The sequence below is a fragment of the Spirillospora sp. CA-142024 genome (genome assembly GCF_050942325.1).
In the GTDB taxonomy this organism is placed as follows: domain Bacteria; phylum Actinomycetota; class Actinomycetes; order Streptosporangiales; family Streptosporangiaceae; genus Spirillospora.
Map to the genome: position 1 here is coordinate 4,598,265 of NZ_CP192077.1, position 12,421 is coordinate 4,610,685.

A 12,421-nucleotide genomic window follows, 5' to 3' on the forward strand; every position below is an offset into this window, starting at 1 on the left:
GGCGTCCTCCTCACTTCTGTCGATTCCGATTACGCCCCACGACATTATGATCGGCAAGTTATCCTGTCTAAGATCAATATTGCTATGCAGTTATGCACTCGCGGTCATGACCGCGAGGTTCCCGCGATCAGTGATCGCGAACGAGCGAGCGGAGTGCCATGGACCTGAACACGCTCCAGCAGTTCCTCGTGGTGGCACGCCTGGAACACCTCAGCCGCGCGGCCGACGAGCTCCGCGTCGCCCAGCCGTCAGTGAGCCGCACCATCGCCCGGCTGGAAAGCGAACTCGGCACACCGCTGTTCGACCGGGCCGGCCGGCTCCGGCTCAACGACACCGGGAAACTCTTCCTCGGCTACGTCGAACGCTCCCTCGGCGCGCTCGAGGCGGGGCGCCGGGCCGTCGCCGAGGCCGCCGGCGCGGGGCTCGGCACCGTGAGACTGGCGTCGGAGACCTTCCTCACCCTCACCGGGCCGCTCGCCGCCTACAAGCAGGCCCATCCCCACATCGAGGTCGAGCTCCACCAGATGCAGGCCGAGGAGATGGTCCGCCACCTGCACGCCCAGGACGTCGACCTCTGCGTCGCCTCCCAGCCGATCCGCCCGGAGGGACTGGAGGCGGTTCAGCTGATGGACGAGGCGGTGTGGCTGGCCACCCCGCTCGGCCACCCGCTGGCGGGCCGCGCCTCGGTGCGCATCGAGGAACTCGCCGACCAGCCCTTCGTCACCTCCCGCAGGGGGCACTGGCAGCGCCGCCTGCTCGATCGCCTCTTCGCCGCACGCGACCTCACACCGAGGATCGTCTGCGAAGGCGACGAGCCCAGCGCAGTCCAGGCCCTGATCAGCGCCGGAATCGGCATCGGCCTCACCCCCGACATCGCCCGGAACGCCGCCGCCCAGGCCCCCGTCGCCTGGGTCGCCGTCGACAGCCCCGACTGCCGCCGCAGGCTCACCCTGCTCTGGCTCGCCGGCGGCCGCCTCTCGACCGCCGCCGACCTGATGCGCACCACGATCACCGGCTTCGACTGGACCGGCGGCCGACCGCGAGGCCGGGAACGAGCGGCCGAACCCGGCTAGAACCCTCGGCGCCGCCGGATTCTGTCGTTACAGGGGTCTACGTTGCGGGGGCATGGACGAGGAGATCTTGGTCATTCCGGCGGCGTGGCGGCGGCGCGTGCACCCGCGGCGGGGCGGGACGCCCGGAACGGCGGTCAAGCTCGACCCCGGCGCCGCGGACGAACTCCGGGCGAAGATCGACGAGCAGGCCACCGACATCGAGGACGTGCTCGCCAACCCGCAGAGCGACCCCGGCCTCGTCGCGGCGGCGCGGCGGTACCTGGGCGGGCGGGCCGATCCGCTCGGTGCCGCGGTCGCCGGGCAGATCGCCATCCGCAAGGACCCCTGGCAGGACGACCCGCACAGCCGGCTCGTGGACGCCTGGTGCGCCGAGCGCGGCGCCGCGTTCGCCGCGGCGGCGGTCGGGGGCATCGGCAAGGCCGAGCCCACCTGGCAGTGGATCGTTCAGGGCGTCAGGAGCGAGGCGTGGGTCCGCCTGCGGGACCCGCATGCCAAGTACGGGCACTGGTGGGGGACGCGGTTCGCGCTGCGGCGGATGCGCGCCGTCCTCGCCGCGGCGGACGACACCGAGTACGAGGCGGCCGTCGCGCAGCTGGGGGAGTGCCGCGACAACATCCTGCTGCGTCTGGTGACCGCCTACCTCGCGCCCACCCGCCAGGACTGGGTCGATGAGTCATTGGCCGAACACGGCGGCCCCTCGGACTACATGTACTCGTGGATGCTGTGGTGCTCGGTGCAGTCCGCCGCGCAGCTGCCCGCCCTGGGCCCCCTGGGGTGGCAGGCGTCCCAGGCCGACCTGGTGACGACCGCCGTGGACGGGGTCGGGACGGCCCTTGCGCCGCTCCTGGCCGACGCCTACGACTCCGCCCACAACGCCAAGGCCCGCAAGAACACCACCGAGGCGCTGGCGATCCTGCCGACCGACGAGGCGTTCCGGGCGCTCACGGACCGCGCCGATCAGGAGCGCGTCAGGCCCGCGCTGGCGGCGGCGATGAAACGGTTCCCCGTCCGAGGGGCACGGCTGCTGAGGGACAGGGCCGCCGGGGCGGGCAAGGGCGCCAAGGTCGCCGCCGAGCTGCTGGACGAGCACCTCGTGGCCCACCCCGAACTCGCCGAGGGCGAGACGGCCGCGGCGCGGGTCCCGGACGCGGACACCCGTGACGTGCCGCCGTCGCTGGTGAACCCGCCGTGGGCCCGCGGACGCCGCGAACGCGGGCACGCGGTGATCGACGGGCTGGTACCGCCGGACGTCGACGCCGTGCGCTGGGCGCCCGGCGAGCGCGAGGCATGGGCCCCGGCCGGACACGGGCCGGGACGCGACGGCTGGGTCAGCAAGATCCACGACTACAAGGCGGGCCGGCTGCCCAACTGGGAGATGCTGGAGCTGTTCACCCACGGCCCCGAGGCACTGGTGCGGCCCCTGTTCGCCGAATGGGCGGCCGGCGACCCTCCGCTCAGATGGGGGCTGAAGGAGGTGGCGGCCCGCTACGAGCTCGACGCCGTCCCGCTCCTGATCAAAGCGGCGGCGAACGCGCCCGCCTCCGACGGTGACGTGCTGCTGCCGTTCCTGACCCCGCGGATCGCCGCGCTCATGGCGGACTGGGCGCTCCGGCTGAAGTCGGCGCGGCCCGTCGCGCACGCCTGGCTCGCCCGGCACCGGATCGACGCCGCCCGGCAGCTGATCCCCGCCGCGCTCGGACCGGCCGGGACGGAGCGGCGCGCCGCGGAGGTCGCGCTGCTGCACATCGCCGGGATCGAAGGCACTGCCGGGATCGACGGCCGGGAGGCGGTCGTCGAGGCCGCCCGCGTCCACGGGGACGCCGCCGCGGACGCGATCACCGGGCTGATGGCCGCCGACCCCCTCGACCTGGCCCCGGCCCGCGCGCCGAAGACCGGCGGCTGGGCCGACCCGGCACTGCTGCCGCAGATCCTGATGAACGGGCGCGAACGGGCGCTGCCGCAGGACGCGACACGGAACCTGCTGATGACGCTCGCCCTGGAGCGCCCCGGTGGCGCCCGCCCCGACGTCGCCGGGATCCTCCAGGCCTGCGACCGCGAGTCCCTCGCCGCGTTCTCGTGGGCGACCTTCGAACGGTGGGAGGCGGCCGGGCACCCGGCCAAGGACGGCTGGGCGCTCACCCAGCTCGGCCTCCTCGGCGGGGACGAGGCCGCCCGCCGCCTCACCCCGCTGATCCGGGCATGGCCCGGGCAGAGTCGCCACCGCAACGCCGCCGCCGGCCTGGACGTCCTGGCCGAGATCGGCACCGACGTCGCGCTCATGCACCTGCACGGCATCTCCCGGAAACTGCGGTTCAAGGCCCTCCGGGACAAGGCCCGCGAGAAGATCGAGCAGATCGCCGGGACGCTGGAACTCACGCGGGACGAACTCGCCGACCGGCTCGTGCCCGACCTCGGACTCGACCCCGCGGGCGGGCTCGTCCTGGACTACGGGCCGCGCCGCTTCACCGTCGGTTTCGACGAGCAGCTCAAACCGTACGTGCTGGACGAGTCCGGCAGGCCGCGCAAGACGCTGCCCAGACCCGGGGCCAACGACGACCCCGGCCTCGCCCCCGCCGCCCACCAGCGGTTCGCGGCGCTGCGCAAGGACGTCCGCGCCGTGGCCGCCGGGCAGGTGCTGCGGCTGGAGACCGCGATGATCGAACGCCGCTGCTGGCCGCTTCCCGACTTCGAGCGGCTGCTGGCCGCCCATCCGCTGCTGCGCCACATCGTCCGCCGCCTCGTCTGGATCACCGGCGGCGGCACCACCTTCCGGGTCGCCGAGGACGGCACGTTCGCCGGCCCCGCCGACGACGCCCTCGTCCTCGACGCCACGGCGCAGGTCCGCATCGCGCACCGCCTCGACCTGACCGGGGAGGACCTCGCCGCGTGGGAGCAGGTCTTCGCCGACTACGAGATCGCCCAGCCGTTCCCGCAGCTGGCCCGTCCCGTCCACACCCTCACCGGCGAGGAACGCCGGACCGGGCACCTCGCCCGGTTCGACGGCGTCAGGGTCCCGCTGGGACGGCTCCTCGGCCTGGAACAGAACGGCTGGGAACACGAGAGCCCGGCCGACGCGGGCATCGTCGGCGGAATGTCGCGCGAACTGCTCGGCGGCGCCACCGCCGAGCTCGGCTTCGAGCCTGCGGTCGCGATCGGCGGCCGCGACCCCGCCGAGGTCGTCACGATCGGCGGCGTCCAGGTGACCGGCGACCTCGACGCGATCCACGCCAGCGAACTGCTCGCCGAGCTCACCGCGGCGACCGAGGGCTGAAGTCTCGGCAAAGATTCACCCTGCCGCGGGCAGAACACCCGAAATGACCGGTGAGACGCCGTTAACGTGCGGGAATGCCGCAGACGCCAGACCCGGCGCCCGGCGACACGCCCGCCTACGCACCCGCAGACGTCCCGCCCGACGCCCCCGGCCCCGCCGCCGAACCCGCTGCCGGCCCCGCCGCGGGGCGCCCCGCCGCCGGGCAGCGGATGCCGCCGTGGCTGCCGAAGGCGTTCGCCCTGGCCGCCGCGGTCGTGCTGGCGTTCATGGCGGTGCTGTGGCTGCTGCAGCGGCTGCGGGAACTGCTGACGCTCCTGCTGATCTCGCTGTTCCTGGCGTTCGCGATCGAACCCGCCGTCAACTGGCTCGCCCGGCGCGGATGGCGGCGGGGCCTCGCGACCGGTGCGATGTTCGTGGTCGTCGGGCTGCTGTTCGCCGGGTTCCTCGGCGGCATCGGGTCGCTGCTGGCCACCCAGGCCGCCAACCTGATCGACGGGTTCCCCGACTACGTCGGCCGCCTCATCGGATGGGTGAACTCGACGTTCGGGACGCACCTGTCGCAGCGGAACCTGCTCCAGCGGCTGCCCACCGTCACCGACACCCTGTCCCGGCACCTGACCGACCTCGCCGGGAACGTGTGGGGGATCGGGACCACCGCGTTCGGCGTCATCTTCAACGCCCTCGGCGTGCTGCTGTTCACCTTCTACCTGTCCGCCGAAGGCCCCCGGTTCCGCCGGACCGTCTGCTCCCTGCTGCCGCCCCGCCGCCAGCTGGAGGTGCTGCGCGCCTGGGAGATCGCCGTCGACAAGACCGGCGGATACATCTACTCGCGCGGACTGCTGGCCCTCATCTCCGGCATCGCCCACTACGCCGCCATGGCCGGGCTCGGCGTCCCGTACGCGGCGACACTGGCGCTGTGGGTCGGGGTGGTGTCGCAGTTCATCCCCGCCGTCGGCACCTACCTGGCCGGTGCGGTGCCCGTGCTGATCGCGCTGACGAAAGGGCCGTCGACGGCGCTGTGGATCCTGCTGTTCGTCCTGGCCTACCAGCAGCTGGAGAACTACCTGCTGCAGCCGCGCATCACCGCCAAGACCCTGGACATGCACCCGGCCGTCGCGTTCGGGCTCATCCTGGCCGGCGCCGCCGTCGCCGGGCCCATCGGCGTGGTCCTGGCGATCCCGCTCGGCGCCAGCCTCCAGGCGTTCGCCGACGCCTACGTGCGCCGCTACGACGTGGAGGAGCATCCCCTGACCGAACCGGACGCGCCCGGCGCACACTGGTGGCGATGGCTGCGCCGCGACTGAGCCCGGCCCTCGGGCGGCCGTGCCCTCAGGCGACCGTGCGCAGGCGGGCGTCGAGCGCGTCCAGATCCGGGACGAACCACACATGGCCGGCCGAGTTCGACTCGCGGACGAGGGCCTGCAGCGCCGGGCTCGCCGCCGCGTGCCGTGAGATGTCGCCGACGACCGCCAGGCGCAGCCGGTAGTTGACGAACTTCTGCATGACCTCGCCGGCGAAGCGGGTGCCGAGGGAGAAGAAACGCTCGTCGAGGCGGCCCGCCGGCACCGCCACCACCTCGGCGCCGAGGAACACCGCGCCGATCAGCTCCAGCGCGTCCTCGACGGTTGCGATCGGCGGGCCGTCCGGGTCGCACATCAGCACCGCGACCCCGGCCCGCTCCTGGATCACGTCAGGCATCGCCGGCGTCCTCCCGCCCGAGCGCCTCGCCGAGCACCGAATCGATCACCGAGTCGAGCAGGTGCAGGGCGTCGGCGGTGGCGGCCGCGCCGCCCAGTATCACGATCTTCATCCGGTTCCGTTCCTCGTCGTGGACGACCTGGAGGCGCAGCGCGCGACCGGGGTCGCCGGTGTTGGTCCCGGCCTGCAGCAGCGTGCCGAGGCGGTCGGCCTCGGCCCGGCCGACGCCGTCGACCTGCACGATGCTCGACACCTCCACCGCCCCCGCCGGCGGGGAGGCCGGCCGGCCGGTCAGCGCCTCCAGGTCGGCGCGCGCGATCCGGTACTGCTTGCCGATCCGCACCGCCCTGAGCCGGCCGTCACGGATGTAGCCGCGCACCGTCCGCACATGCAGGCCGAGGCGGTCCGCGACCTCCTCCACCGAGTACATTCGCTCCGTCATCACTCCCTAAAATACCCTACTTAGGGAGTGATGGGGATGTTTGAGGATAGTGCTGCGATTGTGGAACCCAAACGCGGGGCCCTTTACCGGATCCGGCCCAGTTCCAGGGCGGATCGTCGAGCATTGCCGTGGACGGAGCCGCCCGCCCGGTCTAACGTGCCAAGGAGAACCTTGATCATCGGGCACCTCGGGGGCGGGAGGGAGCCGTCATGTACCGTCCCCGCACGCGCCGCCGCCGGTGGCTCGCCGGCCTCACGGCCGGAGCACTCGCGGTGACCGGCCTGGGCGGACTGGACGCGTCCGCCGCGCAGGCCGCGCCGCACGGCGGCAAGGACCCCCGGCTGATGCGGACCCTGCGGTCGATGTCACTGCAGGACAAGGCCGCGCAGCTGTTCGTCCTGCAGATCTTCGGCAAGAGCGCGACCACCGCGGACCCCGCCGCCGTCGCCGCCAACCGCAAGCTGTACGGGGCCGACAACGCCGCGCAGGTCATCGCCCGCTACCACCCCGGCGGGATCATCTACTACGGAGACAACGTCGCCGACCCGCACCAGATCGCCGCGTTCTCCAACGGCATCCAGCGCGCCGCCGCGGCGACGCCGCTGCGGATCCCCGCCACGATCGCCACCGACCAGGAGGGCGGCATCGTCGCCCGCGTCCTGCCGCCCGCGACGCAGTCGCCCGGCAGCATGGCCCTGGCCGCCGGACGCCGCACCGGCGACGCCCGCGCCCTCGCCGGCATCACCGGCCGCGAGCTGCGCGCCATCGGGATCAACCAGGACTACGCGCCCGACGCCGACGTCAACGTCAACCCGGCCAACCCCGTCATCGGCGTCCGGTCCTTCGGATCCGACCCCGGACTCGTCTCCGACATGGTCACCGCGCAGATCGGCGGATACCGGTCCGCGGGCGTCACCGCGACCGTCAAGCACTTCCCGGGACACGGCGACACCACCACCGACAGCCACACCGGCGTCCCGCACATCGACCACACCCGCGCCGAATGGGAACGGCTCGACCTGCCGCCGTTCCGCGCCGCGATCGCGCACGGCGTCGACTCGATCATGACCGCGCACATCGTCGTGCCGTCCCTGGACCCGTCCGGGGACCCCGCCACCCTGTCGCGGCCCATCCTCACCGGCATACTGCGCGGCCGGCTGCACTACCACGGCGTCGTCGTCACCGACGCGCTCGACATGCAGGGCGTCCGCGACAAGTACGGCGACGAGAACATCCCCGTCCTCGCCCTCAAGGCCGGCGCGGACGTCCTGCTGAAACCGCCCGCCGACGCCCAGGGCAACGGCGTGTTCCCCCGCCAGCTCGCCGCCGTCGTCAACGCCGTCAAGTCCGGTGACCTGACCGAGAAGCGCCTCGACGAGTCCGTCTACCGGATCCTGGAGCTGAAGAACAGGCGCGGCCTGTTCCGCGACCCCTACGCCGACGAGTCGAAGATCGACAACGTGGTCGGGACGCCCGCGCACCTGGCCACCGCGCAGCGCGCCACCGACCGCACCACCACCCTGATCAAGAACGACGCCGGGATCCTGCCGCTGCGGGCCGGCGCCCGCAACGTCCTCGTCACCGGCTGGGGGGTGTCCACCACCGCGACGCTCGGCACCGAGATCGCCCGGCGCGGCGCCGCCACCACCATCCGGCAGACCGGCATCAGCCCCGGCCAGGCCCAGATCGACGAGGCCGTCGCCGCCGCGAAGAACCAGGACCTCGTCGTCGCCGTCACCAACCGCGCCTGGGACATCAAGGAAGAGCCCACCCACAACGGGCCCGGGCAGATGAACCTCGTCAAGGCGCTGGCCGCCACCGGCAAACCGGTCGTCGTCATCGCCGTCCGCGACCCCTACGACATCGCCTGGTTCCCCGAGGCGACCACCTACGCGGCCACCTACTCCTACACCGCCGAAGCACTGCGGTCGGCCGCGAAAACCCTGTTCGGCGAGCTGAACCCGGGTGGACGCCTGCCCGTCACCGTCCCCGTCCGGGACCAGCCCGGCACCGCCCTCTACCCGTTCGGGCACGGCCTGGGCTACTGACCCCGCGAAGACGGCGACCCGGTTCCGGGACGGCAGCCGCAGCCGCACCGGAACCGGGCCGGGTCCGGTCCAGAAGAGCGCGCACCTTCCGTGAGCGTCACGCCTTCCGTGAGGGTCACACCTTGCGGGCGCCGACCGACTTCATCAGCGTCGGCCAGAGCGAGCCCGCCTCACGCACCCACGCCGGCCAGTTGTGCCGGCCGTCGCCGTAGATGTGCGCCGTGTAGGGGATCTTCAGCTCGTCCAGCCGCTTCTTGAAGTCCCTGTTGTTCGCGCCGACCGCGATCTCGCTGAGCAGGCCGATGTCCCACGGCGCCACGTCCGGGTCGCCGGGGCCCGGCCGGCCGGTCGTGCCGGCGGAGAAGAACAGCCCGGTGCCGCGCAGCTTCGGCGCCAGCGAGTACGGGTCGTGCGCCACCCAGTTGGCGTCGTCGGCCCACGGGATGCCCCAGATCGCGAACGGGTCCTGACCGTTCCCGGCGTTGGTGAACATCAGCAGCGCCGGGATCCCGATCGAGCGCATCGACAGGATCCCGCTCAGCGACGCCGCGTACTTGAACAGCCCCGGATGCCGGGCGGCGTAGGACATCGCGCCCGCGCCGCCGGAGGAGTTCCCGATCGCCGCGCGCAGCGCGCCCGCGTGGTAGTTGCGCTCCATCAGCTGGCGCACCTCGGCGGTGTGGAAGGTCTCCCACCTGGGGGTCCCGCCCTTGCCGTAGTTGTACCAGTCGGTGTAGGAGCCGTTGTCGCCCTCCGGCATGACGACGATGACGTTGTACTTGGCCGCCCACGCCTCGATGTCGGTGTTGCGGGTCCATGAGGTGTAGTTGTCCTGGCCGCCGTGGAAGGCGTACAGGACGGGCCACGTCGCGGTCGCGCCCCGCGTCCAGTTCTTCGGCAGCAGGATGCGGGTCTTCACCGACTTGCCGAGCGCGGGCGAGGCGATCGTGATGTCGACCTCGCGGGAGGCGATCTTCTGCTCCGCGGTGATGCGCGCGCCGTCGTCCGCCTTCACCGGCCCGGCCAGCGCCCGCGCCGGCCCGGTCGCCACCGCACCGAACCCGGCGACCAGGACGGCGGTGACCGCGCCGGACGCCAGCGAGCGCCGCCACCGCACCCGGTGTGATCGAGGGCGGACGGTCGGTGTCATGTGCTTCACCTCGAGGATCGGCCCGACCCCCGTGGCCGCGCGACTCCCGCAGAGTGTCCTCGCCCCCCGCTAGATGATCTACATGGGCGGGTTACAAGAATCGCCCGTGGGGCTGTGGAGAAGTGAGTCATTCAGGAGTCGCCGGTGGCGAGACCGGCGAGGAGCGCGGCGAGTTCGCGCGGCTTGGACAGCATCGGCCAGTGCCCGGTCGGAAGTTCCCGGTAGGTCCAGCCGGGCCCGGCCATCATCGAGAAGATCGGGTGCCCGCTCTCGCCCATCTGCCTGACCGCGGCGAGCGGGATGGTGGTCGCGACGAGTGTCCGCGGCGTCGCCGGCAGCGGATCGGGCCGGGTGAGCGGCTGCGTCGCGGTCCCGGACGGCTGGGGCGTGCCGCGCCGCCGCAGCGCGGACAGGTGCTCCCCGGTCAGGTCCGCGAGGTTGACGGGGTCGGCCCCGGGGTCGAACGGGGGCACCGGGATCCACCGGCCGCCGCCCTCCTCGGCGATCGACTTCTCCAGCGCCGCCCGCGCCTCGGGGTCGTGGAAGTCGATGGCGGCCAGGCCGGACGGCATGGGCCCGGTGTCGACGTAGACGACGCGGGCGATCCGCCCCGGGATCCGGTCGGCGGCGCCGGTGGCGGCCATGTTCGCGCCGCTGTGCGCGATGAGGACGACCTCCTCCAGGCCGCCGTCCTCGATGAGCTTCACCAGGTCTGCGGCCTGGGTGTCGACGTCGACGCCGGGCGCGGCCTCGTCCGCCCGCTCGTCGGCCCGCTCGGCCTGCCCGGCCGGCGTCACCGCGTGCACGTCGTGGCCCGCGTCCCGCAGCCGCGCGGCCACCTCGTCCCACGCCCATGCGCCCAGCCAGTAGCCGGGGACCAGTACGAACGTCGCTCTCGTGGATGTCACTGCCGACCGCCCTCTCACGTGGATGTGAACCCACGCTACGGTCGATACCGGACAGGACCCGTCCGCGTTGACGGGGCCACGGCCACCGGGTCTCGGTCAGGACTCGGCGCGGGCGTCCCACTCGTGGCGGAGCATCGCGTAGACGACCTCGTCGCTCCACTCGCCCTTGACGATCTCGTTCTGCATCAGGTGGGCCTCACGGCGCATGCCGAGCCGCTCCAGGACGCGGGCGGACGCGGCGTTGCGGCCGTCCAGCCGCCCGCAGACACGGTGCAGGTCCAGGCCCTCGAAGCCCAGCCGCAGCACCACCTCGGCCGCCTCGGTGGCGAACCCCTTGCCGTGGTAGGCGGGGTTGAAGATGTAGCCTATCTCGCCCTGCCGGTGCTCGCGGCTGCGCCACTGCAGGTTGACCTCGCCGATCAGGTCCCCGGTCTCGCGCCACTGCACGGCCAGGACCAGCCAGTCGCCTTCCTTCTCCACGGTCGCCGCGCCCATCTTCTGCTTCAGGAACGTCCGCGACTCCTCCAAGGAGCGGGGTTCCCAGTACAGGAACCGCGCGACCTCGGGCAAGGACTGGTAGGCGTACAACCCCTCAAGGTCGCTCTCCTGGAACGGCCGCAGGGTCAGACGCTCGGTCTCGATCGGGTAGGCGGGACGGAGCATGCGATGATCCTATTCACGGTGCTTGCCGTTGTGCGACCCGTGATTCCCCGGAAACGCACCATCCCGCCCAGCCTAGGACCGGTGCGCCCCCGGATGGCCGCGGCTCGCACCCGGTGCGGCCTCCGGCTGATCCCCGCCGCGCCCGTCCGCCTCGTGCTCATCCGCCTCGTGCCGGTCTGCGTCGTCCGGTCTCCGTTCCTGCTCGACGCCCGTCTCGCGGCGCTCGTCCTCGTCGAACGCCCGGGTGTCGCGGAACTCCACGTACGGCTCCGCCCCGGCGGGGCGGCCGGCCTCGATCGCGCGGCCGCGCTCGACCTCGGCGTCCAGTTCGGCGCCGAGCAGGATCGCCAGGTTCGTGATCCACAGCCACACCAGGAAGATGATGATCCCGGCGAGGCTGCCGTAGGTCTTGTTGTAGGAGGCGAAGTTCGCCACGTACAACGCGAACAGGGCGGACGCCGCCAGCCACAGCGCGATCGCCAGGGCGCTGCCCGGCGTGACCCAGCGGAACCCGCGCTTGGCGTTGGGGGACGCCCAGTACAGCAGCGAGAACAGCAGCCCGATCACCAGCACCAGCACCGGCCACTTGACGATGCCCCAGACGGTGACCGCCTCGGAGCCGAGCCCGAGCATGTCGCCGACCTTGCGGGCCAGCGGCCCGGACACCACCACCGCGATCACCGAGGCCGACAGCAGCACCAGCGTCACCACCGTGACCGCGACGCGGATCGGCAGGGTCTTCCAGAACGGGCGGCCTTCGGGGACGTCGTAGACGGCGTTGGAGGCGCGCATGAACGCGCCCACGTAACCCGAGGCGGACCACACCGCGGCGGCCAGGCTCAGCACGGCGATCGCGCCCGCGCCGCCGCTGCCTCCCTGAAGCTGCCTGATCGAGCTGATCAGCAGGTCGCGGACCGCGCCCGGCGCCAGGTCCCCGACGTTGTCGATCAGGCTGTCGGTGGCCGACGTGCCGGACAGGCCCACCAGCGACACCACCACCAGGATCGCCGGGAAGATCGACAGGACGGAGTAGTAGGTGAGTGCGGCGGCCCAGTCCGACAGGTTGTCCTTCTGGAACTGGCCGGCCGTGCGCTTCAGGGCCTGTCCCCACGACCGCGCGGGCAGATCGGTGGGTGAGCCCGGTCGCTTGCGCATGACTTGTCTCTTT

General features: G+C 72.5%; 10 protein-coding genes. 4 read left to right on the plus strand and 6 right to left on the minus strand.

What is annotated here, in order from left to right; translation table 11 throughout:
• Nucleotides 1–158: 158 nt before the first annotated feature.
• The 3 genes from ACQPZP_RS22100 to ACQPZP_RS22110 all read left to right on the plus strand — a co-directional run bounded on the left by ACQPZP_RS22100 (nucleotide 159) and on the right by ACQPZP_RS22110 (nucleotide 5,648).
• The gene (locus tag ACQPZP_RS22100; RefSeq protein WP_433479493.1) at nucleotides 159–1,073 is read left to right on the plus strand and encodes a LysR family transcriptional regulator; all 915 of its coding nucleotides are present in this window, start codon (nucleotides 159–161) and stop codon (nucleotides 1,071–1,073) included.
• A gap of 52 nt (nucleotides 1,074–1,125) precedes the next feature.
• Nucleotides 1,126–4,344: a DUF4132 domain-containing protein gene (locus ACQPZP_RS22105; protein WP_433479494.1), complete on the plus strand. Its 3,219-nt coding sequence runs from the start codon at nucleotides 1,126–1,128 to the stop codon at nucleotides 4,342–4,344.
• 74 nt (nucleotides 4,345–4,418) lie between these two features.
• The gene (locus tag ACQPZP_RS22110; protein WP_433479495.1) at nucleotides 4,419–5,648 is read left to right on the plus strand and encodes an AI-2E family transporter; all 1,230 of its coding nucleotides are present in this window, start codon (nucleotides 4,419–4,421) and stop codon (nucleotides 5,646–5,648) included.
• A gap of 25 nt (nucleotides 5,649–5,673) precedes the next feature.
• Here ACQPZP_RS22110 and ACQPZP_RS22115 read toward each other — a convergent pair whose 3' ends face one another.
• Both ACQPZP_RS22115 and ACQPZP_RS22120 read right to left on the minus strand, forming a co-directional pair.
• Nucleotides 5,674–6,042: a DUF4180 domain-containing protein gene (locus tag ACQPZP_RS22115; protein WP_433479496.1), complete on the minus strand. Its 369-nt coding sequence runs from the start codon at nucleotides 6,040–6,042 to the stop codon at nucleotides 5,674–5,676.
• Nucleotides 6,035–6,484 carry a helix-turn-helix domain-containing protein gene (locus ACQPZP_RS22120; RefSeq protein ID WP_433479497.1) on the minus strand — a complete coding sequence of 150 codons (450 nt, stop codon included), beginning with the start codon at nucleotides 6,482–6,484 and terminating at the stop codon, nucleotides 6,035–6,037. Before ACQPZP_RS22120 ends, ACQPZP_RS22115 begins: the two co-directional genes overlap by 8 nt.
• 209 nt (nucleotides 6,485–6,693) lie before the next feature.
• Here ACQPZP_RS22120 and ACQPZP_RS22125 point away from each other — a divergent pair, with 209 nt between their 5' ends.
• Nucleotides 6,694–8,532, plus strand: a complete 1,839-nt coding sequence (locus ACQPZP_RS22125) for a glycoside hydrolase family 3 protein (RefSeq protein WP_433479498.1) — start codon at nucleotides 6,694–6,696, stop codon at nucleotides 8,530–8,532.
• Between the two features lie 115 nt (nucleotides 8,533–8,647).
• Here the strand turns inward: ACQPZP_RS22125 and ACQPZP_RS22130 are convergent, their stop codons facing one another.
• The 4 genes from ACQPZP_RS22130 to ACQPZP_RS22145 all read right to left on the minus strand — a co-directional run bounded on the left by ACQPZP_RS22130 (nucleotide 8,648) and on the right by ACQPZP_RS22145 (nucleotide 12,408).
• The gene (locus tag ACQPZP_RS22130) at nucleotides 8,648–9,682 is read right to left on the minus strand and encodes an alpha/beta hydrolase (protein WP_433479499.1); all 1,035 of its coding nucleotides are present in this window, start codon (nucleotides 9,680–9,682) and stop codon (nucleotides 8,648–8,650) included.
• Between the two features lie 131 nt (nucleotides 9,683–9,813).
• Nucleotides 9,814–10,590: an alpha/beta fold hydrolase gene (locus tag ACQPZP_RS22135; protein ID WP_433479500.1), complete on the minus strand. Its 777-nt coding sequence runs from the start codon at nucleotides 10,588–10,590 to the stop codon at nucleotides 9,814–9,816.
• Between the two features lie 96 nt (nucleotides 10,591–10,686).
• Nucleotides 10,687–11,253 (minus strand): GNAT family N-acetyltransferase, encoded by a 567-nt coding sequence (locus ACQPZP_RS22140; RefSeq protein ID WP_433479501.1) that lies wholly within the window; start codon nucleotides 11,251–11,253, stop codon nucleotides 10,687–10,689.
• A 72-nt stretch (nucleotides 11,254–11,325) separates the two neighbouring features.
• Nucleotides 11,326–12,408, minus strand: a complete 1,083-nt coding sequence (locus ACQPZP_RS22145) for a YihY/virulence factor BrkB family protein (RefSeq protein ID WP_433479502.1) — start codon at nucleotides 12,406–12,408, stop codon at nucleotides 11,326–11,328.
• Nucleotides 12,409–12,421 lie beyond the last annotated feature (13 nt).

Bases quoted from the DNA above. Each gene is read 5' to 3' on its own strand.
- ACQPZP_RS22100 (WP_433479493.1), top strand. From the start codon at position 159: ATGGACCTGAACACGCTCCAGCAGTTCCTCGTGGTGGCACGCCTGGAA.
- ACQPZP_RS22105 (WP_433479494.1), top strand. From the start codon at position 1,126: ATGGACGAGGAGATCTTGGTCATTCCGGCGGCGTGGCGGCGGCGCGTG.
- ACQPZP_RS22110 (WP_433479495.1), top strand. From the start codon at position 4,419: ATGCCGCAGACGCCAGACCCGGCGCCCGGCGACACGCCCGCCTACGCA.
- ACQPZP_RS22115 (WP_433479496.1), bottom strand. From the start codon at position 6,042: ATGCCTGACGTGATCCAGGAGCGGGCCGGGGTCGCGGTGCTGATGTGC.
- ACQPZP_RS22120 (WP_433479497.1), bottom strand. From the start codon at position 6,484: ATGACGGAGCGAATGTACTCGGTGGAGGAGGTCGCGGACCGCCTCGGC.
- ACQPZP_RS22125 (WP_433479498.1), top strand. From the start codon at position 6,694: ATGTACCGTCCCCGCACGCGCCGCCGCCGGTGGCTCGCCGGCCTCACG.
- ACQPZP_RS22130 (WP_433479499.1), bottom strand. From the start codon at position 9,682: ATGACACCGACCGTCCGCCCTCGATCACACCGGGTGCGGTGGCGGCGC.
- ACQPZP_RS22140 (WP_433479501.1), bottom strand. From the start codon at position 11,253: ATGCTCCGTCCCGCCTACCCGATCGAGACCGAGCGTCTGACCCTGCGG.
- ACQPZP_RS22145 (WP_433479502.1), bottom strand. From the start codon at position 12,408: ATGCGCAAGCGACCGGGCTCACCCACCGATCTGCCCGCGCGGTCGTGG.